Annotated in this window: 25 protein-coding genes; 10 read left to right on the forward strand and 15 right to left on the reverse strand. The window is 64.9% G+C overall.

The window, feature by feature from the left end; all coding sequences use genetic code 11:
• Nucleotides 1-40: 40 nt before the first annotated feature.
• A complete protein-coding gene (locus tag VF617_RS14780) occupies nucleotides 41-436 on the forward strand; it encodes a MerR family transcriptional regulator (protein WP_331015670.1) in 396 nt (131 codons plus the stop codon).
• Nucleotides 437-972: 536 nt separating this feature from the next.
• Here VF617_RS14780 and ychF read toward each other — a convergent pair.
• The gene (ychF, locus tag VF617_RS14785) at nucleotides 973-2,070 is read right to left on the reverse strand and encodes a redox-regulated ATPase YchF (RefSeq protein ID WP_331015671.1); all 1,098 of its coding nucleotides are present in this window, start codon (nucleotides 2,068-2,070) and stop codon (nucleotides 973-975) included.
• Between the two features lie 250 nt (nucleotides 2,071-2,320).
• Between ychF and VF617_RS14790 the strand changes: the two genes are divergently transcribed.
• Together VF617_RS14790 and VF617_RS14795 are read left to right on the forward strand one after the other, a co-directional pair.
• On the forward strand, nucleotides 2,321-2,569 hold the full coding sequence (locus VF617_RS14790; protein ID WP_331015672.1) for a hypothetical protein: 249 nt from the start codon (nucleotides 2,321-2,323) through the stop codon (nucleotides 2,567-2,569).
• Nucleotides 2,570-2,754: 185 nt separating this feature from the next.
• Complete coding sequence (locus VF617_RS14795; protein ID WP_331015673.1) at nucleotides 2,755-3,744, forward strand: hypothetical protein; 990 nt, start codon at nucleotides 2,755-2,757, stop codon at nucleotides 3,742-3,744.
• Nucleotides 3,745-3,860: 116 nt separating this feature from the next.
• Here the strand turns inward: VF617_RS14795 and pth are convergent, their stop codons facing one another.
• The 4 genes from pth to VF617_RS14815 form a co-directional block, all read right to left on the reverse strand.
• The gene (gene pth / locus VF617_RS14800; RefSeq protein ID WP_331015674.1) at nucleotides 3,861-4,430 is read right to left on the reverse strand and encodes an aminoacyl-tRNA hydrolase; all 570 of its coding nucleotides are present in this window, start codon (nucleotides 4,428-4,430) and stop codon (nucleotides 3,861-3,863) included.
• An 80-nt stretch (nucleotides 4,431-4,510) separates the two neighbouring features.
• On the reverse strand, nucleotides 4,511-5,137 hold the full coding sequence (locus VF617_RS14805; protein WP_331015675.1) for a 50S ribosomal protein L25/general stress protein Ctc: 627 nt from the start codon (nucleotides 5,135-5,137) through the stop codon (nucleotides 4,511-4,513).
• Between the two features lie 111 nt (nucleotides 5,138-5,248).
• Entirely contained in the window at nucleotides 5,249-6,127 is an 879-nt protein-coding gene (locus VF617_RS14810) for a TraB/GumN family protein (RefSeq protein ID WP_331015676.1), read from the reverse strand.
• Nucleotides 6,128-7,195: a TraB/GumN family protein gene (locus VF617_RS14815; protein WP_331015677.1), complete on the reverse strand. Its 1,068-nt coding sequence runs from the start codon at nucleotides 7,193-7,195 to the stop codon at nucleotides 6,128-6,130. It lies immediately after the preceding gene.
• A gap of 36 nt (nucleotides 7,196-7,231) precedes the next feature.
• Here VF617_RS14815 and VF617_RS14820 point away from each other — a divergent pair, with 36 nt between their 5' ends.
• The 4 genes from VF617_RS14820 (at nucleotide 7,232) to VF617_RS14835 (ending at nucleotide 13,909) form a co-directional block, all read left to right on the forward strand.
• Nucleotides 7,232-8,125 carry a glycine--tRNA ligase subunit alpha gene (locus tag VF617_RS14820; protein ID WP_331015678.1) on the forward strand — a complete coding sequence of 298 codons (894 nt, stop codon included), beginning with the start codon at nucleotides 7,232-7,234 and terminating at the stop codon, nucleotides 8,123-8,125.
• Nucleotides 8,126-8,227: 102 nt separating this feature from the next.
• Nucleotides 8,228-10,558, forward strand: a complete 2,331-nt coding sequence (gene glyS / locus VF617_RS14825; protein WP_331015679.1) for a glycine--tRNA ligase subunit beta — start codon at nucleotides 8,228-8,230, stop codon at nucleotides 10,556-10,558.
• Between the two features lie 154 nt (nucleotides 10,559-10,712).
• On the forward strand, nucleotides 10,713-13,376 hold the full coding sequence (gene ppdK, locus VF617_RS14830) for a pyruvate, phosphate dikinase (protein WP_331015680.1): 2,664 nt from the start codon (nucleotides 10,713-10,715) through the stop codon (nucleotides 13,374-13,376).
• Between the two features lie 11 nt (nucleotides 13,377-13,387).
• Nucleotides 13,388-13,909 (forward strand): hypothetical protein, encoded by a 522-nt coding sequence (locus VF617_RS14835; protein WP_331015681.1) that lies wholly within the window; start codon nucleotides 13,388-13,390, stop codon nucleotides 13,907-13,909.
• A 72-nt stretch (nucleotides 13,910-13,981) separates the two neighbouring features.
• Here VF617_RS14835 and VF617_RS14840 read toward each other — a convergent pair whose 3' ends face one another.
• The 9 genes from VF617_RS14840 to VF617_RS14880 form a co-directional block, all read right to left on the reverse strand.
• Nucleotides 13,982-14,497, reverse strand: coding sequence for a hypothetical protein (locus tag VF617_RS14840; RefSeq protein WP_331015682.1), 516 nt, complete (start codon nucleotides 14,495-14,497; stop codon nucleotides 13,982-13,984).
• A 14-nt stretch (nucleotides 14,498-14,511) separates the two neighbouring features.
• A complete protein-coding gene (locus VF617_RS14845; RefSeq protein ID WP_331015683.1) occupies nucleotides 14,512-15,018 on the reverse strand; it encodes a hypothetical protein in 507 nt (168 codons plus the stop codon).
• Between the two features lie 65 nt (nucleotides 15,019-15,083).
• Nucleotides 15,084-16,076, reverse strand: a complete 993-nt coding sequence (locus VF617_RS14850; protein WP_331015684.1) for a type II secretion system F family protein — start codon at nucleotides 16,074-16,076, stop codon at nucleotides 15,084-15,086.
• Entirely contained in the window at nucleotides 16,076-17,053 is a 978-nt protein-coding gene (locus VF617_RS14855; RefSeq protein WP_331015685.1) for a type II secretion system F family protein, read from the reverse strand. Before VF617_RS14855 ends, VF617_RS14850 begins: the two co-directional genes overlap by 1 nt.
• A 54-nt stretch (nucleotides 17,054-17,107) precedes the next feature.
• On the reverse strand, nucleotides 17,108-18,406 hold the full coding sequence (locus VF617_RS14860; RefSeq protein WP_331015686.1) for a pilus assembly protein CpaE: 1,299 nt from the start codon (nucleotides 18,404-18,406) through the stop codon (nucleotides 17,108-17,110).
• Nucleotides 18,403-19,038 (reverse strand): CpaD family pilus assembly lipoprotein, encoded by a 636-nt coding sequence (locus VF617_RS14865; RefSeq protein WP_331015687.1) that lies wholly within the window; start codon nucleotides 19,036-19,038, stop codon nucleotides 18,403-18,405. Before VF617_RS14865 ends, VF617_RS14860 begins: the two co-directional genes overlap by 4 nt.
• A gap of 22 nt (nucleotides 19,039-19,060) precedes the next feature.
• Nucleotides 19,061-20,695: a type II and III secretion system protein family protein gene (locus VF617_RS14870; RefSeq protein ID WP_331015688.1), complete on the reverse strand. Its 1,635-nt coding sequence runs from the start codon at nucleotides 20,693-20,695 to the stop codon at nucleotides 19,061-19,063.
• Nucleotide 20,696: 1 nt separating this feature from the next.
• Nucleotides 20,697-21,743: a Flp pilus assembly protein CpaB gene (cpaB, locus tag VF617_RS14875; RefSeq protein WP_331015689.1), complete on the reverse strand. Its 1,047-nt coding sequence runs from the start codon at nucleotides 21,741-21,743 to the stop codon at nucleotides 20,697-20,699.
• A gap of 57 nt (nucleotides 21,744-21,800) precedes the next feature.
• A complete protein-coding gene (locus VF617_RS14880; RefSeq protein ID WP_331015690.1) occupies nucleotides 21,801-22,274 on the reverse strand; it encodes an A24 family peptidase in 474 nt (157 codons plus the stop codon).
• 49 nt (nucleotides 22,275-22,323) lie between these two features.
• Between VF617_RS14880 and VF617_RS14885 the strand changes: the two genes are divergently transcribed.
• The 3 genes from VF617_RS14885 to VF617_RS14895 all read left to right on the forward strand — a co-directional run bounded on the left by VF617_RS14885 (nucleotide 22,324) and on the right by VF617_RS14895 (nucleotide 25,028).
• The gene (locus tag VF617_RS14885) at nucleotides 22,324-23,265 is read left to right on the forward strand and encodes an alpha/beta hydrolase (protein ID WP_331015691.1); all 942 of its coding nucleotides are present in this window, start codon (nucleotides 22,324-22,326) and stop codon (nucleotides 23,263-23,265) included.
• The gene (locus tag VF617_RS14890; protein ID WP_331015692.1) at nucleotides 23,262-24,344 is read left to right on the forward strand and encodes an FAD-binding oxidoreductase; all 1,083 of its coding nucleotides are present in this window, start codon (nucleotides 23,262-23,264) and stop codon (nucleotides 24,342-24,344) included. Before VF617_RS14885 ends, VF617_RS14890 begins: the two co-directional genes overlap by 4 nt.
• A gap of 126 nt (nucleotides 24,345-24,470) precedes the next feature.
• Nucleotides 24,471-25,028, forward strand: coding sequence for a CHAP domain-containing protein (locus VF617_RS14895; protein ID WP_331015693.1), 558 nt, complete (start codon nucleotides 24,471-24,473; stop codon nucleotides 25,026-25,028).
• 28 nt (nucleotides 25,029-25,056) lie between these two features.
• Here the strand turns inward: VF617_RS14895 and msrB are convergent, their stop codons facing one another.
• Nucleotides 25,057-25,551: a peptide-methionine (R)-S-oxide reductase MsrB gene (gene msrB / locus VF617_RS14900; RefSeq protein WP_331015694.1), complete on the reverse strand. Its 495-nt coding sequence runs from the start codon at nucleotides 25,549-25,551 to the stop codon at nucleotides 25,057-25,059.
• Nucleotides 25,552-25,605 lie beyond the last annotated feature (54 nt).

Here is a 25,605-nt window from a genome sequence, read left to right on the forward strand (position 1 = left end):
CGCCCCATATAGCTTCCGTACTATGGTACGGAGTCAAGCGATGACGGTGCTAACGATCGGAAAGCTGGCGGATGCGGGCGGCGTGGGGGTCGAGACGGTGCGCTATTATCAGCGTCGCGGACTGCTGGATACGCCCGCGCGGGCCGATCTCTATGGCGGCATCCGCCGCTATGGTGAGCCCGATCTGCGGCGCCTCCGCTTCATCCGCTCCGCGCAGTCGGCGGGTTTCACGCTTGAGCAGATCGCCGAATTGCTGGACCTCGACGCCAGCGACGACCGCCCCCGCGCCCGCGAACTGGCGCGTGAACGCATCGCGGCACTCGATGCGAAGATCGCGGAGATGACGCGCGCGCGGGATTCGCTGAGGAAGCTGGCAAGAGAGTGCAGCGGGGGAGTCGCCGGGCCGTGCCCGATCCTTGCCGCGTTCGAGAGCTGAGGCGATGTCAGCTAACGACCCATTGCGGACATTCGCTGCAAAGGCGAAAGTGTGATTGTGGAAGCCATACTATATCTGGAGCCGATCTACGGGTGGGGCTGGGTCGGAACTGATCCAAACCCCTCACGCGATCCTCCAACCCCGTTCAGCTTGCTGCTATCGCACACAGGCTCGGGGAAATGGGAGGGAGTAGTGCAAACTCCCGGCCACGAGTTTCAGGGACGGACAGTCACCTTATTGCAGCGTCACCGCGACTGGGATGGATGTGTTAACGTCACCATTGCGGCTGACCATCCGCCGCTCACTGAGGGATGGGCGATGGTCGTCGGCCACGAGCGGCATAACGGCAGCACTTAGGGCCGTTGAAAGTCCGCTTTCCACCAAAAGCCGCTGTTCGCCCCCATTTCAATGTAGGATTTTCATCGGCTTTGCTAAATAATCGCGCCGCCGTGCGCCGCCGCTCTTTGAAACGTCCAGTTCCACGATATTCAGGATTCGCGGGAAAAGTGCGAAGCTAAGCGCGCGCTGGCCCCTGATCAACTATGCAAAAAGTGCATCACGTCGCCGTCCTGGACGATATAGGCCTTGCCCTCGGCCCGCAGCTTGCCGGCCTCGCGCGCACGCGCTTCCCCGCCCAGCGCGACATAATCTTCGTAAGCAATCGTCTCGGCGCGGATGAAACCCTTCTCGAAATCGGTGTGGATCTCGCCCGCGGCTTCGGGAGCGGTCGCGCCGGCATGGACGGTCCAGGCGCGCGCTTCCTTGGGGCCGACGGTGAAGAAAGTGAGCAAATGGAGCAATTTATACCCCGCCGTGATCACGCGTGCGAGGCCGGTTTCCTCCAGGCCCAGTTCGCCCAGGAAGTCGCCGCGCTCCTCGGGCGGCATCGCCGCGATATCGGCTTCGATCGCGGCCGAGACGACTAGGGCTTCCGCACCCTCGGCCTTGGCTTTCTCGAACACCTTGGCGGAAAGCGCGTTGCCGTTCGCGGCATCCTCCTCGTTGACGTTGCAGACATAGAGGACGGGCTTGCCGGTCAATAGCTGCGCCTGGGCAAAGGCTCGGGCTTCCTCGGCGTCCCTCGGCTCGGTCAGCCGCGCGGGCTTGCCTTCGCGCAGCAGGTCGAGCGCCTGGCCGAGCACCGAGGCGACCACCTTGGCCTCCTTGTCCCCCTGAGTCGCCTTCTTGGCGGCGGCGGGGACGCGCTTCTCAAGGCTTTCCAAGTCGGCAAGCATCAATTCGGTCTCGACGGTCTCCGCGTCGGCGATCGGATCGACCTTGTTGTCAACATGCTGGATGTCGTCATTCTCGAAGCAGCGCAGCACATGGACGATCGCATCGACTTCGCGGATATTGCCCAGGAACTGGTTGCCCAGCCCCTCGCCCTTGCTCGCGCCGCGCACCAGCCCGGCAATGTCCACGAAGCCGAGCTGCGTCGCGATGATCTTCTGCGATCCCGCAATGGCGGCCAGCTTGTCCAGCCGCGCATCGGGAACCGCGACGTTGCCGACATTCGGTTCGATCGTGCAGAAGGGATAGTTCGCCGCCTGCGCCGCCGCGGTCTCGGTCAGCGCGTTGAAGAGCGTCGATTTGCCGACATTGGGCAAGCCAACGATGCCGCAGCGGAAACCCATTACCGTCCTTTCCTGAAGCGGTTCTTAGATATGCGATCAAGCAGCTCGTCATGATAGGCACGAAGTCCGATCGACCTCTTCCAAGGCCCTCTCGTGCCCATCCGCGTTCTCATCATCTGGATCGTGCGGCATAGAGATTTTGAACTGGCCCTAATCTCGGCCGATCGCAGCGACATGTGATTCCTCCTTGACCCCTTGGCAGGCTTGCATGTAAAGGCATTATTGAGCTTTGCAACAGGAAATATGCCAAATGGCGTTGAAATATATGCCTCGAACGCATGAAGGTCGGGCGATAGTGCGTGATTTGCGCGCCCTTGAGGCAGAGGTGTTGCTTCTGGCGGAACTTCGACGGTTGACAAAGAACGATAGCGAAACGCGATTGAACGAATTTGGGCGGGCGTTGCTCGCCCTCGCCAGCGAATCGGACATAAAGCAATCTTTTATGGCGAGCCTGCTTGATATTACGCCAGGCGCTGTCTCAAGACAGATTAATCGCTGAGGCGGAAGCCCTTTTCCTACAGCTGTGTTGGACGAGGTGAAGTAGCGCGACACTAGACTCCGCACACGTTTTTCCAACACTGCGGTCTCACGCTCGCCCCCGCGTCGCTTGACGTCCCCCCGTTCATCTGGAGTACAGGGGGCGGAAGCCCTTAGGGGAAGAAACGGTTATCCGAGGAGCAGGTAATGATTCGCCGTCACATCTTCATGAGCGCCGCAGCAGCGACCGTCATGCTGTCGAGCTGCAACGGGGGCGGCGATGCGAGCCCTACGCCGACTCCGACGCCGACCGGAACTGCGACACCCACGCCCACGCCCACCGGGTCGCCCACTTATGCGGCATTCCCGCTCGCCGCCGCGGCCGAGTTCTTCACGCTCAACGCCTCGACCAGCTATACCGGGGACCCCGCGACCAGCGCCGTGACGCTCGGCGTGGCGGGCACGGAGAGTTTCTCGGATCGCGTGCGGCTGGCGACGAGCAACGCGCCGACCACGGGCACCTATGTGTTCCGCGAGGCGACCGAGGAAACGCGCTTCGCCGCCGTTGCGCCGACCACGCCTTCGGCTGCTGCGAACACCGAATTCGTGTTCCGCAGCGACAGCACGACCACGGCGGGCCAGTTCTCGCAGCTTGAATTCCTCAACAATGTGGTCCCCGGCTCGGTCACCAGCGACGCGCTGCTCGGCTCGCTGACGCGGGTCAGCTACGGCACCTGGTTCCGCGGCGATTCGACTGCTGGCGCCAAGCGCCTGACTTATGGCGTGTTCGGCTATGGGACGGTGGCGAGCGATCTGCCCACCACGGGCACCCAGGCTTATACCGCGCGGGTAACCGGCCGCGTGGTCCGTTCGGCGGCCGGCGCCACTGCGGTCAACCGCATCGGCGGCACGGTTACCGTGTCGGTCAATTTCTCGACCGGCCTGGTCGATCTGGTCTTCAACCTGACCCAGACCACTGCGGGCGGCGTGACGAGCGCTTACGCGAACTTCGCGGCGCAGGGTGCGCGCCCGGTAGGCCAGTTCCAGTTCAACGGCAGCTTCACCAGCGGCGCGCCGCTGTCTGGCACCTTCACGGGCGCGTTCTTCGGATCGGCCGGCGCGGAAATCGGCATCACCTTCGCGGGTTCGTCGGCCACCGATCGCCTGGTCGGCAATGTAGTCGGCAAGAAGCCGTAAGGCTCACGCAGCGCATGCGGAAAAGGCCCTGGGATCTCCGGGGCCTTTTTCGTTTCCGGCTAGAGTCTGTTCCACTTGCGTGGGAGCGGGCTGGCGCCGTCTAACTGAAACAGACTCTACCGCGCCAGCCGCAACGCCACGTCGTTCATGAAGCGCGCATCCTCGCCCGCGGCCAGCCACGGCGCTTCGGCCGCCACCGCGCCCAGCATGTCGGTCAGATCCTCGATCTCGTTCTTTGCGTAATTGCCCAGGACATGGCCGGTCACCCGGTCCTTGTGCCCCGGATGGCCGATGCCCAATCGCACGCGGCGGAAATCGGGGCCGATATGCGCGTCGGTCGAGCGCAGGCCGTTATGCCCCGCGGTGCCGCCGCCCAGCTTCACTTTCACCTTGAACGGTGCAAGGTCGAGCTCGTCATGGAATAGCGTCACGTCGGCGGGGGTGAGCTTGTAGAAGTCCATCGCCGATCGCACGGCGCGGCCGCTTTCGTTCATGAACGTGCCGGGCTTGAGCAGCACGAGCTTCTCCGCGCCGATCCGCCCTTCGCGCGTCCAGCCCTGGAACTGCTTCCTGGGCGCCGAAAAGCCATGCACCTCCGCCACGGCGTCCACCGCCATGAACCCCACATTGTGCCGGTGCATCGCATATGTCGGCCCGGGATTGCCCAGGCCTACCCAGAGCTGCATTGTGCGTCCTCAAACGAAATCGCCCCCGCACTCGGGAGTGCAGGGGCGACTTAATCGAACCAGTGGTTGCGTGAAAAGGCTTACTCGCCTTCGGCCGCAGTCGCTTCGTCTCCGCCCGCTTCGGTCTGGGCATCGCCCTCGCTCGACTTGAGCGCCGACGGAGCCACGACCGTGGCGATGGTGAAGTCGCGGTCGGTGATCGCCGATTTCGCACCGCTGGGAAGCGTCACCGCCGAAATGTGGATCGAATCGCCGACTTCGACGCCCGCGAGCGAGATCGTGATGTCGTCGGGGATTTCGGCCGCGTCGCAGATCAGTTCCAGCTCATGGCGCACGATGTTGAGCACGCCGCCACGCTTGATGCCGGGGCTCTGCTCTTCGTCGACGAACAGGATCGGCACGTTGACGTGCACGCTGCTGTGCTCGCCGATGCGCAGGAAATCGACATGGATCGGGCGATCGCTGACCACGTCGAACGCGACGTCCTTGGGGAGCGTGCGCTCGCCCGCGACCATCACCACCGAATTCATGAAGTGGCCGGTCATCAGCAGCTTCATGAGCTCGCGTTCGGAGACGTGGATGCCCGTGGGCTCCTGATTGTTGCCGTATATCACGGCGGGGACGCGGCCTTCACGACGAAGCGCCCGGGAGGCTCCCTTGCCAACCCGGTCGCGCGTCTCGGCCGACAGCTCAAGCATGTCGCTCATGTGTCGATTCCAATGCGCTAAGTTAAACGTTCACCGGCCAGGCCTCCAGGGATGACCCTGGCACGGAACGCGCGCCTATAGTGCCGTGCGCCGCAAAGGGCAAGTTGACGCCTAATAGGCGACCCGCTCGACCCGCAAGCCCCGCTTCGCCAGCTCCGCCTGCACGCCGCGCGCGCCGGCCAGATGCCCCGCGCCCACCGCGACGAACACCGTTCCCGGCTGCTCCATCCGCGCGGCGATCCGCTCGGCCCAGCGCGCGTTGCGCTTGTAGAGCAATGCATCGGCGACTTCCGGCGAGGATGCGACATCGTCGTTGATCAGCGCGGCGATGCGATCCGAATCGCCATTGCTCCAAGCGCGGATTGCCGCATCCAGTGCCTTGCCAGCCTCGGGCAGCGCGCGGATCGTCTCGATCAGCAAGGCGCGCTGGGCGGCGGGCGAGAGCGCATCGAAATAGCCGAGCTGCTCGCGCGCCGTCTCCAACCCCGTCACGGTCTTGCCCGCACTGCGCGCGGCGGCGGTCAGCACTGCTTCGCCGCCCTGCTTCGCCTCGTAACCGAGCTTCTGGAGCGGCAGCGAGGAAAGCGAAGTCGCGGCCAGCCACGGCTCCGTTCGGTCCAGCGCATCGGCGGCCATGCCCAGCTCCGGAAGCGCGGCGCGAAGCTGCGCCGCCTCTGCCGCCGGCAGCAGATCGGGCAGCGCCGGGCCCGAAACCTGCGTTCCAAGCTCCGCGACCAGCGCGCTCATCTCGGCATCGCCCGGCATCACGACTTCGAGCATCAGCGAATCGCTCTTGTCGAATGCCTGCTTCACGCCTTCGTCGAACCAGCTCAGGCCCGGCTTGAGCATATGAACCGTGCCGAACAGATAGATTGCAGTGTCGGCATCGCGCAAAACCCACAGGGCGGGGTCTGCATCGCTGCCGGCCGGCTTCGGGCCGCACCCCGCCAGCGCCAGCAATGCGATCGCGATCGGCAGCAGGTGGCGCATCTACTGAATTCGCTCGACGCGAAACCCGCGCTTCCCCAGCAGATCGATCACCGATCCGGGCCCCACGAAATGCCCCGCGCCGGCGGCGAACAATATCGTGCCAGGCCGCGCCGCCAGCCGCGCGATCAGGCTCTCGACCCAGGCATTGTTGCGCTGGGTTAGCAGCGGATCGGCCATCGCCGCGCCCGGATCCATGCTTTCCGGCATGATCATCAGCGGCGAACCGGGCCCCACTTGCCCCTGCGCCCAGGCATGCGCCGCGGCGTCGAGCTGGTCGTGCGTGCGCGGCGGAACGATCAGCGCGGCCTCCAGCATCATCCGCTGCATGCCTTCGGGCACGGCGTTGATGTTGGTCACCACTTGCTTGCTGTCCTCGATCGCCTGAACCGGCCTGCCCAGGCTGCGGAAATGCTTTTCCAGCCAGTCGTCGGCGCCCTGGCTCGGCATGTCTCCCGCCAGCATGTCGCGGACCGTGCCGATGCTCATCGCCGCGATCCAGCTCGGCATCTTGTCGAGGTCCGCCACGATCTGCGGGGGCAGGATCGCCTGCAGGTCGGCGAGCTTGGCGCGGCTGCGGTGCGATACGCGGTCGATCAGCGGCGGCAGCGACGCGTCGCTCGGCAACCCTTCCAGGAAGGTAACGTCGCTCGCAGTATCGTTGATCGATTCGAGCAGCAGCGTGTCCGCGCCCACGATCACCGCTTCCAGCTCCGCATTGCGCCAGCGAAAGCCGGGCGGCAGGCTGTGGACGGTGCCGAATATGTAGATGCTCGTATCCATATCGGCGATCTTCCAGATCGCGGGGGCGGGCTGATAGGGCTGGGCGAGCGCGACGCGCGCGATTTCCTTGCGCAACGCCGCGCCTTGCAGGGCCTCGTCCTCGGGAAGCGCGGGCTTGCCCGCCAGCGCCAGCCGCTCGTCGGGCGAATAGGCTGCATAGGGCAAGAGCCGGGGCGCAGTCTGCGCGATTGCCGCGGTCGCGACCGCCAACGCGGTCGCCGCCAGCCCCCAGGCGATTCGTCCCATATCCGAAAGTTGCGGGCCGCGCGCGGGCCTGTCAACGCGCATTGACCCTCCCGGCACGCTGCGTCAAAGCGTCGCGCAATGTCTCAGCCTCTCAGCTTCCAGCGCATGATCCTGAAGCTCCATGATTATTGGAGCGAGCGCGGCTGCGTGATCCTCCAGCCTTATGACATGCGCATGGGCGCGGGCACCTTTCACCCGGCGACCACCTTGAAGGCGCTCGGCCCCGAGCCCTGGAACGCCGCCTTCGTCCAGCCCTGCCGCCGGCCCACGGACGGGCGCTATGGCGAAAACCCCAATCGGCTCCAGCATTATTACCAATATCAGGTGATCCTCAAGCCCAGCCCGCCCGATCTGCAGGATCTCTACCTCGGCAGCCTCGCCGCGATCGGGGTCGACATGCACACCCACGACATCCGCTTCGTCGAGGACGATTGGGAATCCCCAACGCTCGGCGCCTGGGGCTTGGGCTGGGAAGTCTGGTGCGACGGGATGGAAGTCACCCAGTTCACCTATTTCCAGCAGATGGGCGGGTTCGACTGCAAGCCCGTCGCGGGCGAGCTCACCTACGGGCTCGAACGCCTGGCGATGTACATCCAGAACGTGGACAGCGTGTACGATCTCGCCTTCAACGATGCCGGAGTGTCGTATGGCGACGTGTTTCTCGAAAACGAGAAGCAGATGTCGAAGTATAATTTCGAAGTCGCCGACACCGAGACGCTGTTCGAGGGCTTCCGCAAGGCAGTGGCCGAATGCGAGAACTGCCTGGGCGCGAACGTGCCCATCGCCGCGTATGAGCAGGCGATCGAAGCCAGCCACTTGTTCAACCTCCTCCAGGCCCGCGGCGTCATCTCAGTCGCCGAGCGCCAGGCCTATATCGGCCGCGTTCGCGATCTCGCGAAGGGATCGTGCGAGGCCTGGATCGCGCATATGACGCCGGTGTGGCAGGCGAAGTATCCGGAGTGGTCGCTGTGATGGCCCGTTTCAGTTCTCCTGCGAAAGCAGGAGCCCAGGGTGATCAGCCGCAGCATTCGTGGCTCTGGACTCCTGCTTTCGCAGGAGAACAGGAGGTCGCCCGTGGTTGAAGACTTCCTTCTCGAACTGCGCTGCGAGGAAATCCCTGCGCGGATGCAGGAAAAGGCGCGCGCCGATCTCGCGGCGTTGTTCGGAGCACGGCTCCAGGCGCTCAACCTCCCGTTCGAGAGCATCGAAAGCTACGCCACGCCGCGCCGCCTTGCCTTGATCGTCCGCGGCGTCGCCGAACAGACGGCCGCGATCAGCGAGGAACGCAAGGGCCCCCGCGCCGATGCGCCCGATCAGGCAATCCAGGGCTTCCTCCGCTCGACCGGCCTCACCCGCGAGCAGCTCGTCACGCGCGATATGGGCAAGGCCGGGCAGGTGCTGTTCGCGGTGATCGACCGCCCCGGCGTGGTCGCCGGATCGGTGCTCGCCAGCGCCGCCAGCCATGTCATCCACAATTTCCCCTGGCCCAAATCGATGCGCTGGGGCGATGCGTCGCTCTCCACCGAGAGCCTGCGCTGGGTGCGCCCGTTGCAGGGCATCATCGCCTTGCTCGGCGACAAGCTCGTGCCGTTCGAAGTCGCGGGCGTGAAAAGCGGCGTGCAGACCGTCGGCCATCGCTTCCACCATCCCGGCGTGATCACCATCGGCAGCGCCGAGGATTATGCCGAGAAGCTGCGCATGTGCCACGTGATCCTGGACGGCGCCGAGCGCCGCGCGATCATCGCGGTCGGCGCGAAGCTGGCCGCGCAGAAGGCCGGGCTGTCGCTGGTCGAGGACGAGGGGCTGCTGTTCGAGAACGCCGGGCTTACCGAATGGCCGGTGCCCCTGCTCGGCCGCTTCGATCCTGAATTCCTGACCGTGCCGCCCGAAGTCATCCAGCTGACGGCCCGCGTGAACCAGAAATATTTCGTCTGCCGCGATGGTGATGGAAAGCTGGCCAACGCCTTCGTCTGCACCGCCAATATCGACGCCAGCGACGGCGGCGAGCGCATCGTCGAGGGCAACCAGAAGGTGCTGGCCGCGCGGTTGAGCGACGCGCGGTTCTTCTACGATACCGATCTCAAGGTGCCGCTCGAGGAGCAGGCGAAGAAGCTCGAAAAGATCGTTTTCCACGAGAAATTGGGGACGGTCGCCGACAAGGTCGAGCGCGTGGCGAAGCTGGCGCGGTGGCTGGTTGAAGAGGGCATCATTAATCCCTCTCCCCCTTCAGGGGGAGAGGGTCGGCAAGCGGAGCGAGCCGGGGAGAGGGGGGAGCCGGAAAAGCTCGCCAATTCGTCGCACTCCCCCCTCTCCCAACCCTCTCCCCCTGAAGGGGGAGAGGGCTCTTTAGCCAATCTTGCCGAACGCGCCGCCCGCCTCTGCAAGGCCGATCTGGTCACCGGCATGGTCGGCGAATTCCCCGAGCTACAGGGCCTGATGGGCGGCTATTACGCCGCCGCGCAGAGCGAGGACGCGGCGGTCGCCGAGGCGATCCGCGACCACTACAAGCCGATCGGGCAGGGCGATGACGTGCCGACCGCGCCGGTCACGGTGGCGGTGTCGCTGGCGGACAAGCTGGATACGATCTGCTCTTTCTTCGAAATCGAAGAGTTTCCGACGGGATCAAAAGATCCATTTGCGCTCCGCCGCGCGGCAATCGCGATCGGTCGGCTCATCATCGACAATGGTCTTCACGCAAGCGTCGGTGAGTTGATTCGGCAAGGTTGGCTGAGTCAGTCACCGACTCGGTCGCTTTCTCGGGTTGAAATTGGCCGGCGTGGTGTCGCTATTGCTGTTGTTGATTTCCTCATCGACCGCCTAAAGGTCCAGCAAAAGGAAGCCGGCGTCCGCCACGACTTGATCGACGCGGTGTTCGCGCTCGGGGGCGAGGACGATCTCGTCCGCCTGCTCGCCCGCGTCCACGCGCTCCAAGCGTTCGTCACCACCGATGACGGCAAGAACCTCCTCGCGGGCTACAAGCGCGCCGCGAATATTCTCAAGAAAGCCCCCTCTCCCCCTTCAGGGGGAGAGGGTTGGGGAGAGGGGGGAGCGCGACCAACTCTCGGCTCTTCCCCCTCTCCCTTCGCCGCTGACGCGGCTCTTCCCTCTCCCCCTGAAGGGGGAGAGGGAGAAAAAAGCCTGTCCTACACGCCTGAAATCGAGGAAGCTGATCTCCGCCGCGCGCTCGACTCCGCTGAGGCTCAGGCCGCCGCGGCGATCGGGCGTGAGGACTTCGAAGGTGCGATGGCGGCCCTTGCCGGTCTCCGCGCGCCGATCGATGCGTTCTTTGAAAAGGTGACCGTGAACGACCCCGACCCCGACAAGCGCGAAGCCCGGCTGGCGCTGCTCGCCCGCATGCGCGACGCGGTTCACAAGGTGGCGGACTTCTCGAAGATCGACGGCTGACGAACAGCCGTTCTTGGCCTAACCTTCTACTAACCTTTCGCGCCCCAAGCCCGGCATTGATCCGACAAATCAAAGCTGGTCCCGGTGCCCGCACTCTCTACTTTGCGTTTGTTCGCACCTGCGGTAGGCGCATGCAGCGCGAGAAGGGGCTAAGATGACGCAGTACGTTTACCGCTTCGGTGGGGGTGTTTCGGACGGTGGGCAGGGCGACAAGAATCTGCTCGGCGGCAAGGGAGCCAATCTCGACGGCATGTCGGCGATCGGCTTGCCGGTCCCTCCCGGCTTCACCATCTCCACGCCGGTCTGCGCGCTGTACTACGACAATGGCGAAAGCTTCCCGGACAGCCTCAAGGCCGAAGTCGCCACTGGCGTCACTCATATCGAGAGCGTGACGGGCAAGAAGTTCGGCGACGCCGCCGATCCGCTGCTGGTCTCGGTCCGCTCCGGCGCCCGCGTCTCGATGCCCGGCATGATGGATACGGTGCTCAATCTTGGCTTGAACGACGAAACCGTGGTCGGCCTCTGCGAAGCCTCGGGCGACCCGCGCTTCGCCTGGGACAGCTATCGCCGCTTCATCCAGATGTATTCGGATGTGGTGCTCGAACTCGATCACGGCCGCTTCGAGGAAGCGCTGGAGGTCGCCAAGGAAGACCGCGGCTATAATCTCGACACCGACCTGACCGCGGAGGACTGGAAGGCGCTGGTCGCGGAATACAAGTCTGTCGTGCAGGAACTGTGGGGCAAGCCCTTCCCCCAGGACGTGCACGATCAGCTCTGGGGCGCGATCGGCGCGGTGTTCGGCTCGTGGCAGTCCGAGCGCGCCAAGGTCTATCGCCGCCTCAACGACATTCCGGGCGATTGGGGCACCGCGGTCAACGTCCAGGCGATGGTGTTCGGCAATATGGGCGACACGTCGGCGACGGGTGTGGCGTTCACCCGCGACCCCGCCAGGGGCGACAATGCCTATTATGGCGAGTTCCTGATCAACGCCCAGGGCGAGGACGTGGTGGCGGGCATTCGCACCCCGCAATATCTCACCAAGGCGGCGCGCGAGGCGGCGAACGCCAAGCCGCTGTCGATGGAAGAAGCGATGCCCGCGGCCTATGCCGAGCTGGCGGCGGTGTTCGACCGGCTAGAGCGCCATTACCGCGACATGCAGGACATCGAGTTCACCGTCGAGCGCGGCAAGCTCTGGATGCTCCAGACCCGCAGCGGCAAGCGGACCGCCAAGGCCGCGCTCAAGATTGCGGTGGACATGGCCAGCGAGGGGCTGATCAGCCAGGAGGAAGCGATCCTCCGCGTCGATCCGCAAGCGCTCGACCAGCTCCTGCACCCCACGCTCGACCCCAAGGCGGTTCGCGACGTGCTGACCAAGGGGTTGCCGGCGTCCCCCGGCGCAGCATCGGGCTATGCGGTGTTCGACAGCGATACCGCCGAGAAGCGCGCGGGGGCAGGGGACGCGGTCATTCTGGTGCGGGTCGAGACCAGCCCCGAGGACATTCACGGCATGCACGCCGCCAGGGGCATCCTCACCGCGCGCGGCGGGATGACCAGCCACGCCGCCGTGGTCGCCCGGGGCATGGGCCGTCCCTGCGTATCGGGCGCGGGAACGCTGGCGATCAATCCGCACCTCAAGATGTTCAGCGTCGGCGGCCGCGAAGTCCGCGAGGGCCACATCATCACTATCGACGGATCGACCGGCGAAGTGATGCTCGGCGAAGTCCCGACGGTCCAGCCCGAGCTCTCCGGCGATTTCGGCACGCTGATGGAATGGGCCGACGCCAAGCGCCGGCTCAAGGTCCGCGCCAATGCCGAGACTCCGCTTGATTGCCGCACCGCGCGCGAGTTTGGCGCGGAGGGCATCGGCCTGTGCCGCACCGAGCATATGTTCTTCGAGCAATCGCGCATCACCTCGGTCCGCCAGATGATCCTCGCGGAAGACGAAGCCGGCCGCCGCGCGGCGCTGGACAAGCTCCTCCCCGAGCAGCGCAGCGATTTCATCGAGATCTTCGAAGTCATGGTCGGGCTGCCCTGCACGATCCGCCTGCTCGATCCGCCGCTGCATGAGTTCCTGCCCCACGAAGAAGCCGAGTTCGCCGAAGTCGCGGCGGCCACGGGCATCTCGGTCGAGAACCTCCAGCGCCGCGCCTCCGAACTCCACGAGTTCAATCCGATGCTCGGCCACCGCGGCTGCCGCCTGGGCGTTACCTATCCCGAAATCTACGAGATGCAGGCGCGCGCGATCTTCGAAGCTGCCTGCGAAGTCGCCGAGAAGTCGGGTGCCGCGCCGATCCCCGAAGTGATGATCCCCCTGGTCGCAACGCGCCGCGAGCTCGAGCTGATGAAGGTTGTCGTCGATAAGGCGGCGCAGGCCGTGTTCGCCGAGAAGGGCCGGACGATCGAGTATCTGGTCGGCACGATGATCGAACTGCCTCGCGCCGCACTCCGCGCGGGCGAGATCGCCGAAGTGGGCGCGTTCTTCAGTTTCGGTACGAACGATCTCACCCAAACCACCTTGGGCGTGAGCCGCGACGACGCCGCGCGCTTTCTCACCACTTATGTCGAAAAGCAGATCTACGCGCGCGATCCGTTCGTCTCGATCGATGTGGAAGGCGTGGGCGAACTGATCCAGATCGCCGCCGAGCGGGGCAGGGCGACACGCCCGGACATCAAGCTCGGCATATGCGGCGAGCATGGCGGCGACCCGGCCTCGATCGATTTCTGCGAGCAGACCGGCCTCGATTATGTCTCGGCGTCTCCCTATCGTGTGCCGATCGCACGGCTGGCGGCCGCGCAGGCCGCGCTTCGGCGCGGATGAAGGGCTGGTCGATGTTTGGAGTCGCCGCGCTGGGCGTCACGCCGGCCATTGCGCAGCCGAGTAGCGTGGAGGCGCTCGACGCAGCCCTGTTCGCCAATCCAAGCGCCACTGCGGTGCTCCAGGCCTGGTGCGACCGTCACCGGCCGGGGCTGAAGGTGCGCGCGATGGTCACCCGCCGCGAGACGCCCTCCGCCGGCCCGCATGCCGCGCTGCTGGGCATCGCAGAAACCGATCCGATCGCCTATCGCCGCGTCCGGCTCACCTGTGGCGAGGAAGTCCTTTCCGAAGCTGATAACTGGTACGTGCCCGCCCGGCTCAGCCCCGAGATGAATGCGGCGCTCGCAGGGGATGCGCCTTTCGGCGTGGTGGTAAGGCCGCTGGCGCCCAGCCGGCGCAATCTCTCGTCCGAGCGCCGGTGGGACGGGCAAAGTGAGAACGCAATCCTGCGTCACCACGCTGTGCTTACGGCGTCGAGTGGCCCGATCGCCGAAGTGATCGAAGTCTATCAGCGAGCGATGCTCGCATCGAACTGATCCGCTCACCCTGAGCTTGTCGAAGGCCCTTCGACAAGCTCAGGGTGAGCGGGGGTAAAGGCAGATGACCTTCTAGCCAAATCGTCTGGCGTGCTCGCCTTCATTGCCCGCACCTAGCAGCGCGGCCTGTTCGCGCCAGCCTTCGCTGCCGATCGTGCCGGACGCCAGGGCAAGCCGTTGCTCGAGCGCGGCTTCGTCCTCTGCGGTCATCTTCTCGATCTCGCGATAGGTTTTGATGCCCAGCTCGTTGAGCCGCTTCTCGCGTGCTTCGCCTATGCCCCGGATGCGCGCGAGATTGTCGCGGCCCCAGCCGAACCAGCCGCGCCAGCCGGCCCCCGGCTCAGCCGCTGCGGCGCCAATCGCCGGCGCGCGTGCCAGCGATTCGAGCTCGCGAATCCGCTTGGTCTTCGCGCGGATCTCTTCATTGGCTTCGTCGCGATAGCGCGCGTGCTCGGCTTCCTCTTCCTGGAGGCGGTCGCGCCATTTGCCGCCGCCCGGCGCGGTGGCCAGGCCGAGAAACCAGCCCGCGAGCAGCGCCAGGCCAAGCCCGGCAAATTGGGTTATCGTCTGATAGGGAAGCGGGTCCATGATCCGCCTATCGCTCAGTGATGATGCGTGTCCGCAGGGGCATGATGATTGTCCCCGTGCGAATCTTGAACGGCCGGTGCGTGGCCGTGATCGTCCTGCGCCGGCTCGACCTGCGCGGGCTGGGCATCTGCGGGTTCCGGGTGCGCAGCAGCTACGGGCTGCGCATGATGGTCCTCGGCCTGGTGATCGTCAGCGGCGTGCGTGGCGACTGCGCCCGCCGCCGCCCCGGCGAGTGCTGCGCCGGCGACGGTTGTAGGCGAATGGCCGTGATCCTCGCGCGCCGGCGTTGCGGCGCGAAGCTGGGCATTTTCGGCTTCGAGGTCGCGGATGCGCCGTGCGGCGTCGCGCAGGTCGGATTCGGCGCGGTCGCGGTAGCCGGCACTGTCGATCTCGACATCGTGATAGCGTTCGCGCCACTTGCGGCCGCCGGATGTGCTGGCGAGCCCAAGCAGCCAGCCGGCGAGCAGCGTGAGGCCCAGCGCGACGAATTGCGTCAGCGTCTGGAACGGCAAATCCTGCATCGGTAACCCTCCCCTTTTAAGCGCGGGAGGGTAGCCCGCCGCGGTGCGCGACGCCACCGTAATGATTAGCCCGTCATCAAAGCGTCGTTGATCGAGCAGGCGGCCGGCCCAAGGATCACGATGAACAAGACCGGCAGGATGAACAGGATCAGCGGAATCGTCATGATTGCGGGCAGCCGCGCCGCCTTTTCCTCCGCGCGCATCATGCGCTCGTTGCGGAATTCGCCGGAAAGCACGCGGAGCGCCGATGCCAGCGGCGTGCCGTATTTCTCGGTCTGGATCATGGTTGTGACCACGCCGCGCACCGCATCCAGGTTGATGCGGCCGGCCAGGTTCTCAAACGCCTGGCGCCGGTCGGTTAGGAAGCCCAATTCAATCGCCGTGAGCGCGAATTCGTCGCCGAGTTCGGGATAGGCTTTGCCCAGTTCTTTCGAAACGCGGTGGAATGCGGCATCGACGGTGAGTCCCGCTTCGGCACAGATCACCAGCAGGTCGAGCGCGTCGGGAAGCCCCTTGCGGATCGCGTGGCTGCGCTTGGTGATCTTGTTCTTCAGATAGATGTCGGGCGCCTTGTAGCTCAGGATGAAGGTAACCGCGACGAGGCCATAGGACTTGAGAGGGCTCCATTCGGCGACCATCGACGTACCATAGACGGCGTAGAGCATCGGCCCGCCGACGATGATCGGGAGCACCAGGCGACCGAAGATGACGCCGACCGCCCATTCCTTGCGGCGGATGCCGGCTTGGAGCAGCTTGGTCTGCGCGACCTTTACCTGGCTTTCCTGCAGCACCTTGAGCGAGGAAAGAAGCGCACGGATTCGATCGGTCGTGTCGGTCTTCTGGACCAGCTTTGCGCGGCGCTTCGAAGTCGAAGCCGTAATGCCCGCCTTCAGCTGCTCGCGGCGCTCCTGCAGCGCCTTGACGCGCTTGGTCATGGGATCGCGAACCGTGGTGGCGGTGTAGATCGCGAAGAGCACGGCGCTGGCGGCGACGGCAGCAAGCAAGGTCGCAACCCAATAGACATCGATGCCGAGGAGGGTGGGGGTGGAGGCCATCATCAAATCTCGAAATTGACCATCTTGGCCATGATCCACGCGCCCAGCGCCATCCAGACCAGCCCGCCGCCGCCGGCGACCATCAGGCGTTCGTCGCGGAAGAAGTTCATCATGTATCCGTTGTTGATGAACCAGACCATGGTGAACACCACGAAGGGCAGGCAGCCGACGATCAGCGCGGACGCCTTTGATTCAGAGGACATCGCCTTGATCTTGAGCTTCATCTGACTGCGCTTGCGCAGCACGTCGGCCAGGTTGGCCAGCGTCTCAGCCAGGTTGCCGCCGGTCTCGCGCTGGATTGCGATGGTGATGACGAAGAACTGGAATTCGGGGGTGCCCAGGCGGTCCGCGGTTTCCTGAAGCGCGGCGTCAAGTGTGCGACCGATCTTCATCTTGTCCGATACCGAACGGAATTCCTCGCCCACGGGTCCATCTACTTCGGCGCCCACAACGCTCATCGTCTCGGTGATCGGCAGGCCCGAGCGCAGGCCGCGGACGAGCAATTCGATCGCGTCGGGAAATTTGGCGGTGAATTTGCCGATACGCCGCTTGATGAAAAACCCGACCGTCTTGTGCGGCAGGCCCAGCCCTACGAACATGCCGAGCGCCAGGGCCAGCCAGATCGGCAGTCCCTGAAGAAACAGCAGTCCAGTGACGACTACCACCAGCCCGCCCGTCGCCAGCAGATATTTGCTCAGCGTCCAGTTTTTGCCGGTCATGTTGAGGCGTTTTTGGAGCAACGCGGGATTGGGCAGGAAGCGCGCCGCGTTGATGTCGGCGCGTGTCGAACCCCGCGTGACGCGGCGAAGCTGCGTCTCCATGGCATTCGCGCCCGCCACGCTGACTACGTTGCGATCCTTGATTCCGGAAAGGCGCCGTGAGCCCGCGCGCTCGGCTGATGGGCCCGAAAAGGCGAACATCATCAGCGCTAGCACCGCCAGGGCGCCCCCCCCGAGCATCAGGACCGGCATCAATTCCATGCCCTGCAAGCCTCCAGAACCATCAAAACGAAGCGCACCTTAACTGCGAAGTGGTTACTTCTTTGCCTTCGAACCGAGTTTCAGCCTGAAGCCGCCGAGCTTGCCCAGGAGCGATTCGCCCTTGCCGCCTTTGCTGCCTTTCGCACCCTTGGCCGCCTTGTCGTCACGCTCGCCCGAATCGGTGATCGTGGTGATCCGCTCGGCAAGATCGGTGAGGGGCGTGAAGCTCTTGTTGCCCTTGGCGACTTCAGCGAGCGGCTTGCCCAGCTTGGCAGCCTGCGCAGCCAGCTTCTGCTCGAAGGGGATCAGGATATCGATCCTGCGCTCGATCGAGCCTTCGAAGTCCTTCCGGCTGATCTCGAGCATCGCGGCGGGCTGCACGCGGTTAGCCACGACGATCACCTGGGTCTGCGGCGCATTCGACTTGAACCAGCTCAAGATGCGGATCGCGTCGCGCGCCGATGCGAGAGTGAGCTCAGTGACGAGCACCGCGACTTGGACATCGGTGATCAAATGCGGGTGGTTCACCAGCATGCCGCGCGGCAGATCGATCACGGTGGATTCGAATGCACCCCGGATTTCCTCCTGGAGCTGGTAGAATGCCGCGCCGTCGGTCATCACCGGCGAATGGATCGGGGCTTCGGCCGAGAGCACGGAGAGGCGGTCGGATGCCTTGACCATCGCGCGTTCGATGAAGAGCCCGTCGATGCGGCTGGGGTTCTCGATCGCGTCGGTCAGGCCGCGGCCGGGCTCGAGATCGAGCGCCAGCGCCCCGGTGCCGAAATGCACGTCAAGGTCGAGCAACGCCGTGGTGCGGCCGTGCTTTTCGCTGAGCAGCCATGCGAGCGAAGTGGCGATCGTCGATGCTCCGCAGCCGCCGCGCGAGCCGATCACTGCGACTGCGCAATGCGGGCGGTCGCTGGCGGTGTCGGCGAGCTTGGGCGCATTCAACGCCGCCTGCGCCTGGGAGAAGGTGTCGCGCAGGGCATCCGGGTTCAGGGGCTTGAGCAGGTAATCGTGGATGCCGCTGGCGACGAGATCGCGGTACAGCCGCACGTCATTGACCTGGCCCGAGGCGATGACGACCGTGCCGGGCTCGCAGACTTCGGCCAGTGCATTGATGTCGTTGAGCGGATCGCCCGATTCGGACAAGTCGACGAACAGGATGTTCGGGCTCGCGGAAACCGACAGGGTCTGGACCGCATTGCGCAGCCCGCCCTTGTTGACCTTCTCAGGCGACCAGCCGAGCTCGACCGCGATCGGGCGCAGCGCTTCCGCCGTCGCCTCGTCGCAGACGAACGCAGTGAACGGCTCGCGGTGCGCGGTGCGCGCGGGATTGAAGGGCGCGTTCACTTCGGGCCGCCTCCGGTGCTGTCGGATTTCACTACGGTGCCGCCGCCGCCGCTGGGGGTCGCGTCGCGCAGCGCCTTGACTGCCTTGGTGGCGGTGGCGGGGTCGCTGGTGGGCGCACCGGGCACGCCGCGGACCAGATCGCCGGGGTCGGCGATCATCGCGGCCAGATTGGCGTTTGTCGCGCAACCGTAATTGGAGCTCGTGCTCGCCGAATAATCGGGCTGATAGTTTCGCGAATGATCGGGGCAGCCGGGGATGCCAACGGTCATCCGCGTGATCACCACGCGCACCGTGCCGGGGGCGATCTGGCCCATAGTCACCGGGGCCTTGGCATCGAGCAGCAGTCCGAAGCGGTTGGCCTGCGCCGCAATATCCTCGCGCGCAGTGGAGCCGTCGGCGCCGTCGTCGATCGAGATATGGTCGCCATAGCCGGGCCGCATCGACTCCATCCAGCCGGCCAGCCGCTGGGTCTCGCCTGGTGCGAGGCCATAGCCCGAGGTTTGAAGATCGAAGACGTAATCGTTGCGCTCGACGACCGGCTGATACACCGAATCGACACCGCCATTATAGGTGCCGCAACCGCTCAGCAGCAGCGCCGGGGCGAGGAGCAGGGGAAGGTGGCGCGCGTACATTGCGGATCTCCTCGGGAGCATTTCAGAAGCCGAAGCCGGGGGCGGGAGCCGCGCCGGACTTCTTCTTGGACTTAGGGTTGGCCGCCTTGGCGGGCTGCTCGGGCTGGCGCTGCGAAGGTGCGGGCGAGGCAAGCGCCGGCGCCATCGCGCCGACCGAGGGCTGGCCATTCGGCTGCGCCATGCTCGGCTTGGGGCGCTCGCGGTCGTTGCTGCCGCTGAGTTGGCCGCCGATGATTCGCTGGAAGTCGTTGGGCGCCTGATAGCCATCGGTTGGCAGCACGATCTGGTTCGCGTTGACTGGCTTCACCAGATACGGCGTGATCACGATCACCAGCTCGGTTTCGTTGCGCTGGAACGAATTCGAGCGGAACAGCGCACCCAGGATCGGCACGTCGCCAAGCCCAGGAGCCTTGCTGATCGAATTGTCGTGGCTGTTTGAGAGGAGCCCGGCGATGACCATGCTCTCACCCGATCCGAGTTCGACCGTCGTCTCGGCGCGGCGCGTGGTGAGCGCTGGGATCTGATTGCCGCCCAGGCTGACCGCGCCCGCGGCCGACAAGGACGACACTTCGGGCTTGACGCGCAGCGAGATGCGGCCGTCCGAAAGCACGGTGGGCGTGTAGGCCAGGCTGACGCCATATTGCTTATACTCGACGGAAACTGCGCCCAGGCCCTGGCTCACCAGGATCGGGATTTCGCCGCCGGCCAGGAAGGTGCTGGTCTCGCCCGAAAGCGCGGTCAGGTTAGGATTGGTGAGCGTGGTCACCTGGCCGATCCGCTCGCCCAGGTCGAGCGCGCCGAGCACGTCGAGACCCAGCAATTTGCCGGCGAGGCCAAGCGCGGTGTGCGCCGTGCCCTTGTTGAGGGTGTAGGACGATCCGGTGCCCGGATAGACGAAATCGCCCCGGCGAGGATCGAAGGGAAGGCTGACGGTGCCGGCCGGGAAGCCGAAGCGCGAAGACGCGTCGAGCACCGGCAGGTTCGAAATATCAGGCGTGCCTATGGTGCCCGGAACGCGGCCGCCGGAGGACACGCCGAACTGGACACCGCTCGTCTGGTCGCGCGAGAGCAGATTGACACCCACATCCTTGACAAAGCTGCGGCTCACTTCGGCGAAACGCACTTCGAGGCGCACTTGCAGAGGTGTCGCGGTCTTCAGCCGGCTGACGATCTGGGTGTCCTTGCCAACGAATGCCTGGACGAGGCGTTCGGCCTCGGCAATGTCGGACGGGGAGCCGATCGTTCCCGTGAGCAGGATCAGGCCGTTCATCGGCGTAGCAATAATCTGCGCTTCGGGCATCGCCAGGCGCAGCATTGCGCCGATCGAATCGATATTGTTGCCGACCCGGATCGTGCTCGCATAAACGACGCGGCCGGTCTTGGTCGTGGCGTGAACGCTGGTCTCTCCCGGCGTCTTGGCGAAAATGTAAATCTGGGTGGGCGAGCGAACCTGGACGTCGGCGATAGCTTCGTTCGCTACGAAGACATTCGTGATCGGGGCATCGAGCGTCACCAGCCGGCCGCGGCCGGTGTTGAGCTGGAGCAGCCCGCTGGCACTGGGCGCGGTCTGCGCCGCGACGGGGCGCGCGAAGGCTACCGTGCCGGTGGCGGCGAGGATTGCGAGCGGCAGCCCCAATGGCTTTGCCAGGATACGCATTTCAGTTCTTCCCCCCGAGCGGAACCACGGTGACCGTGTTGCCGCGAGTGATTGTGACCGTCGGCCCCGGCTGGACCGGCGCAGCGCCGCCCGGAAAGGGTGACCCGCCAGGGCCCATTGGCATGGCCCCCATGCCGCCCCGTTCTTCTTTGGGCTTGCCGGGCACGCTGCTGCGCTGGAAGCGCGAGACATCGGCGCCGGTCGCGAAAGTGGTGTTGCCTTCCTGAGGGCGCGCCGCGGCGCGGGCGATCATGGCCTTTTCGGCCTTGGGATCGGTCCCGTCAGGCACGCTAACCTGCCCGCTCGCGATCGCTTCCTCGAGCTCGCCCTGATTGTCGGCGATCGAGCGGAGCGACAGCGAAAGTGTGCCTACGGTCTGCGCGACGGCGATCTTCTCGGCGATCTTGGGTGTCGCCTCGACAGTGACGGTCGAATAATTGGTGACAACGGTGTTGCCCTTTTCATCGACGCCCTTGTCGGTGCGCTGATCCGTTGCGAGCACGCGCAGATTGCGCAGGATCGTCTCGGAAGCCTTGAGCGGAGGGCCATCGCCCCCGCCCGATACCGACTGCGTCAGCACCAGATCCACTCGGTCGCCCGGAAAGACGAAGCCGGCGACGGCGCTCTGCGCGGAAACGGGAACGGTGACGGCGCGCATGCCCGGCCCAAGCGCCGCGGCCAGGAACCCGCGGTCGCCCGGCTTGACCAATGCGCCCTGGGTGATCGGCTGGCCCGCCGGAATCGCGAAACGAACCACAGTGCCCTGCAGCTTTGCGGGCTCGCCCTGGCCCTTGATATAATAAGCGCCCTCGACGAGCTCCTTGGGCCACGCGACATACTTGATGGCTTCCGCATCGATGATCGTGCCGACCGGAAGCGCACGCGTGGCGACCATCACTTCGGTGGTGTTCTCCGGCGACATGCCGCCGGCAGGAGCGGCCCCGGCGATCGGCGCGGGCGCGCCCACCAGGATGTTGCGCGCCATGAACGCGGTGATGCCGGCGATTACCAGCGCTCCGAAGAGCAGGATCAGCTTGCGTGCGTCCATTTCGCGTCAGGCCTTCTCAAAATCGCGCCGGGTTGTGGTTTCGGCGGCGTTAAGCATTCACTGGAATTGGTTAAAAATAGGTTCGCGCAGCACCAGCAAAGTCGCGATTGCGATCGCGACCCCGTAGGGAATTTCGAGCGGCATTCCCCTGCGACGCCGCAATCTTTTTTCGATGACCATCAAGAGCGTCAGCGCGCCGCCGATCAGCGACATGAGAATCAGCATCCAGATCAGCGGCTGCACCGGCAGCCAAAGCGCCAGTGCGCCGATCAGCTTGACGTCGCCTCCGCCCATTTGCCCGAGCGCGAATGCGCCCGCGAAGAATGCGAAGACGAGGAGCGCCACTCCAAGCTGAAGCGCCATGTCCGGCCAGATCGCCAAGCCGTTCGCCACCCACCAGGGCAGCGCAAGCAGCGCGATCACTGCGTTTTTCCAGTTCGCGATCTCTCGCTTGCGCGCGTCCTCGGCCCCTGCAGAAACCAGCAAGAGGCCCAGTGCCACAATCAGAAAAGGCGCAAACAATTCCCCCATCACGGCAAATGCCTAGACGGGACCACTTATCAAAACGTAACCAAGCCCGATGACCGATACGATTTCCTCGCGGCGCGAAATCCCCCAGGGCGCGAAAATCCACTTCTGGAATGCGCCTGCGGGCGGCCAGCTCCGTGCATTCGCCTGGCCGTCAGACAGCGCCACCCCACGTGGGAGCATTCTTTTTCAGGGGGGGCGGGGTGATATTTTCGAGAAATATCTAGAGGTGTTCGCCCATTGGCACGCGCAAGGCTGGACGATCACGTGGTTCGACTGGCGCGGCCAGGGCGGATCGGGGCGGCTCACCCCAGCCGCGAATTGCGGGCATATCGAGAGCTTCGATCAATATATCGCCGATTTTCGCGCCTTTTACGCCGAATGGGAAGCGGGAACGCCGGAGCCGCATGTCGTGATGGGGCATTCCATGGGCGGCCACCTGGTGCTGCGCGGGCTGATCGAGGGCGCAGCCACGCCCGATGCCGCAGTGCTGATCGCGCCGATGCTTGGCTTCAAGAGCGCGTTGCCGTTCGCCGAGCGCTTCGCGAAGATTCTCGGCGGCGTGGGCGATTCGTCGCGCCCGGCGTGGAAGACCAACGAGAAGCCCTACACATCCGACAGCCGCTACTCGCTGCTCACGCACGACAAGGGGCGCTATGAAGACGAGATCTGGTGGCAGCACGAAAAACCCGAGATCGTCACTGGCCCGCCGAGCTGGCGATGGGTGATCGAAGCCATGAAGTCGATGCGCGAGCTGCGCGACAATCCCAGGCTCAAGCGGATGAATATCCCCGTGCTGATGCTCGTCGCAAAGGCCGACGGGCTGGTGGATGCCAGGGCGGCGCTCAAGATCGGCCCGAAACTGCCCGATTCGCGTATCGTGAGCTTCGGCAACGAAAGCGCGCACGAGATACTCCGCGAAGTCGATGCCGTGCGTAACCGCGCGATCGGAGAGATTGACCTCTTTTTGGCCGCGAGGGCCCAGAAGCGTTGAAATACGACGTCGCGATTGCCGGAGCGGGTATCGCGGGGGCGAGCCTCGCCGCCGAACTCGCGCCATATGCGCGCGTGCTGCTCCTCGAATCCGAAGACCGGCCCGGCTATCATTCGACCGGGCGGTCGGCGGCCTTCTGGTCCGAAACCTATGGCGGCCCCCATGTCCAGCCGCTGACCACGGCATCGGGTGCACTTCTGGCGGGGGGCGGCTATCTCGATCCGATGGGCTCGCTCCATATCGGCCGCGCGAGCGAGGGGGCTGAGATCGATGCGTTCCTGGCCGAATTCGAGGGCACCGGCGTGGCGCTCAGCGCAATCGACCCGCATGACATGATACCTGGCCTACGGGCGGAATGGACGCTCGGAGTGCACGAGCCGAGTTGCGAATATATCGATGTCGGACGGTTGCACGACGACTATCTGAGGGGCGTAAAGAAAGCGGGCGGAACCTTGATATCGTCCGCCGGGCTCGTGTCCGCGGCGCGCGATGCGCATTGGAGGATCGCAACGCGGGCGGGCGATTTCGAAGCGGACATCCTCGTAAATGCCGCGGGAGCCTGGGCCGATCCGGTGGCGCTGGCGTGCGGCGTCGCTCCACTGGGCATCCAACCCTATCGCCGCACGATAATGCAGCTCAGGACCGATCCCGCGCCGGCTCCGGGCAGCCCACATGTCGCCCATATCGGGGGGAGCTTCTATTGGAAGCCCGAAGGCGCGGGGCGGCTTTGGTTGAGTCCACATGACGAGATCGCCTGCGAGCCATGCGATTCGCAGCCCGAGGACCTGGACGTGGCGATTGCAATCGACCGGTTCGAACATGTCGTCGATTGGCGGATCGAGAAGCTGGAGCATAAATGGGCGGGGCTGCGAAGCTTCGCGCCCGATCGCCTGCCGGTCTACGGCTTCGATGCGAAGCAGCCCGCATTCTTCTGGTGCGTAGGGCAGGGTGGGTTCGGCATCCAGACCGCGCCCGCCGCCGCCAAGCTCGCCGCCGCCGTCCTGCTTGGCCGCACACTCGACATGACTGTCGCAGGACTGGATCCGGAGCGTTATTCGCCCGCCCGTTTCGGTCGCTAGCTGCAAGTTCCGTCGGCCCATCGGCTCAACCCAACGGTTCATCCCGTCTTCGCGGTGCGGGGGTGTACCCCGCCGAATCGCTCTGCTTAGAAAGCTGCGACTGATCACTTCCTGACCGGGGGGTCCATGAAATTCCGTGTTTTTGCAGCGCGTCTTGCGCTGGTGATGGCTTGCATCCTGACGATGGCCCCCACTGCCCAGGCAGCAGCGGCCAAGAGCCGTTTCTGGCAGTGCGCCGTCTTCGCCCGTGAAGTTTCCAGCGTGAAGATCCACGGCAATGCGTGGACCTGGTGGGAGCAGGCGGCCGGCCGTTACGAGCGCGGCGATGCTCCGGCAGTAGGCGCCGTGATGTCGTTCAAGAAAACCGCTCGCAATCCTTTCGGCCATGTCGCGATGGTATCCAATGTGATCAACGATCGCGAAGTGCTGCTCACCCATGCGAACTGGTCGTTCGCCGGCGGGATCGAGCGCAATGTCCGCGCAGTCGATGTGTCCCCGGCGGGCGACTGGAGCCAGGTGAAGGTGTGGTTCGCGCGCACCGGCGGCCTCGGCACTTCGGTTTATCCGATCAACGGGTTCATCTATGGCGGCGGTGGCGCCGAGAGCGGCAACGCCGATCTGCCGCGGCTTCCTTCGCTGGAACTCGACCTCAGCGACTTGGTCCTCGAAACCAACATTGGCTGATCCGGGTCGCCGAGTTTTCGTGCTCCGCTCAGATTGCCTTGAAAGTCATCGCGACGCCATTCATGCAATAGCGCTTGCCGGTGGGCTTGGGGCCATCGTCGAACACATGGCCCAGATGTCCCCCGCAGCGACGGCATCGCACTTCGGTGCGGGCCATGCCGAGCGTGCGATCAGTGCGCGTGATCACTGCATTGGGCGCGGGCGCGTAGAAGCTCGGCCAGCCCGTGCCGCTTTCGAACTTCGCCCTGGACGAGAATAACGGCAAGGCGCAGCCCGCGCAGGAGAAGGTGCCCCGGCGATGCTCCTTGTTGAGCGGACTCGAATAAGGCCGTTCAGTGCCGTCGCGGCGCAGCACGTCATATGCCGCGGGAGACAGCTGCTTGCGCCACTGCGCATCGGTGAGATTGAATTCGAAGCGCTGCGCCGCTTCCGCGGGCTCGCTGGCGCCAAGCCGCGAGATCACCGCAGTAGAGATCGCGCCCATGCCGGCGGCGGTGAGGAAGTTGCGGCGATTATAAGTCATCTGTGATCATCCAAACCTAGGGCCTGGATATAGGTTCGCTTCGCCGTGGCAAAA

This window comes from Sphingomonas sp., assembly GCF_036388215.1.
Taxonomy (GTDB): domain Bacteria; phylum Pseudomonadota; class Alphaproteobacteria; order Sphingomonadales; family Sphingomonadaceae; genus Sphingomonas.

Bases quoted from the DNA above. Each gene is read 5' to 3' on its own strand.
- VF617_RS14780 (WP_331015670.1), top strand. From the start codon at position 41: ATGACGGTGCTAACGATCGGAAAGCTGGCGGATGCGGGCGGCGTGGGG.
- ychF (WP_331015671.1), bottom strand. From the start codon at position 2,070: ATGGGTTTCCGCTGCGGCATCGTTGGCTTGCCCAATGTCGGCAAATCG.
- VF617_RS14790 (WP_331015672.1), top strand. From the start codon at position 2,321: ATGGCGTTGAAATATATGCCTCGAACGCATGAAGGTCGGGCGATAGTG.
- VF617_RS14795 (WP_331015673.1), top strand. From the start codon at position 2,755: ATGATTCGCCGTCACATCTTCATGAGCGCCGCAGCAGCGACCGTCATG.
- pth (WP_331015674.1), bottom strand. From the start codon at position 4,430: ATGCAGCTCTGGGTAGGCCTGGGCAATCCCGGGCCGACATATGCGATG.
- VF617_RS14805 (WP_331015675.1), bottom strand. From the start codon at position 5,137: ATGAGCGACATGCTTGAGCTGTCGGCCGAGACGCGCGACCGGGTTGGC.
- VF617_RS14810 (WP_331015676.1), bottom strand. From the start codon at position 6,127: ATGCGCCACCTGCTGCCGATCGCGATCGCATTGCTGGCGCTGGCGGGG.
- VF617_RS14815 (WP_331015677.1), bottom strand. From the start codon at position 7,195: ATGCGCGTTGACAGGCCCGCGCGCGGCCCGCAACTTTCGGATATGGGA.
- VF617_RS14820 (WP_331015678.1), top strand. From the start codon at position 7,232: ATGTCTCAGCCTCTCAGCTTCCAGCGCATGATCCTGAAGCTCCATGAT.
- ppdK (WP_331015680.1), top strand. From the start codon at position 10,713: ATGACGCAGTACGTTTACCGCTTCGGTGGGGGTGTTTCGGACGGTGGG.
- VF617_RS14835 (WP_331015681.1), top strand. From the start codon at position 13,388: ATGTTTGGAGTCGCCGCGCTGGGCGTCACGCCGGCCATTGCGCAGCCG.
- VF617_RS14840 (WP_331015682.1), bottom strand. From the start codon at position 14,497: ATGGACCCGCTTCCCTATCAGACGATAACCCAATTTGCCGGGCTTGGC.
- VF617_RS14845 (WP_331015683.1), bottom strand. From the start codon at position 15,018: ATGCAGGATTTGCCGTTCCAGACGCTGACGCAATTCGTCGCGCTGGGC.
- VF617_RS14850 (WP_331015684.1), bottom strand. From the start codon at position 16,076: ATGATGGCCTCCACCCCCACCCTCCTCGGCATCGATGTCTATTGGGTT.
- VF617_RS14855 (WP_331015685.1), bottom strand. From the start codon at position 17,053: ATGGAATTGATGCCGGTCCTGATGCTCGGGGGGGGCGCCCTGGCGGTG.
- VF617_RS14865 (WP_331015687.1), bottom strand. From the start codon at position 19,038: ATGTACGCGCGCCACCTTCCCCTGCTCCTCGCCCCGGCGCTGCTGCTG.
- VF617_RS14870 (WP_331015688.1), bottom strand. From the start codon at position 20,695: ATGCGTATCCTGGCAAAGCCATTGGGGCTGCCGCTCGCAATCCTCGCC.
- cpaB (WP_331015689.1), bottom strand. From the start codon at position 21,743: ATGGACGCACGCAAGCTGATCCTGCTCTTCGGAGCGCTGGTAATCGCC.
- VF617_RS14880 (WP_331015690.1), bottom strand. From the start codon at position 22,274: ATGGGGGAATTGTTTGCGCCTTTTCTGATTGTGGCACTGGGCCTCTTG.
- VF617_RS14885 (WP_331015691.1), top strand. From the start codon at position 22,324: ATGACCGATACGATTTCCTCGCGGCGCGAAATCCCCCAGGGCGCGAAA.
- VF617_RS14895 (WP_331015693.1), top strand. From the start codon at position 24,471: ATGAAATTCCGTGTTTTTGCAGCGCGTCTTGCGCTGGTGATGGCTTGC.
- msrB (WP_331015694.1), bottom strand. From the start codon at position 25,551: ATGACTTATAATCGCCGCAACTTCCTCACCGCCGCCGGCATGGGCGCG.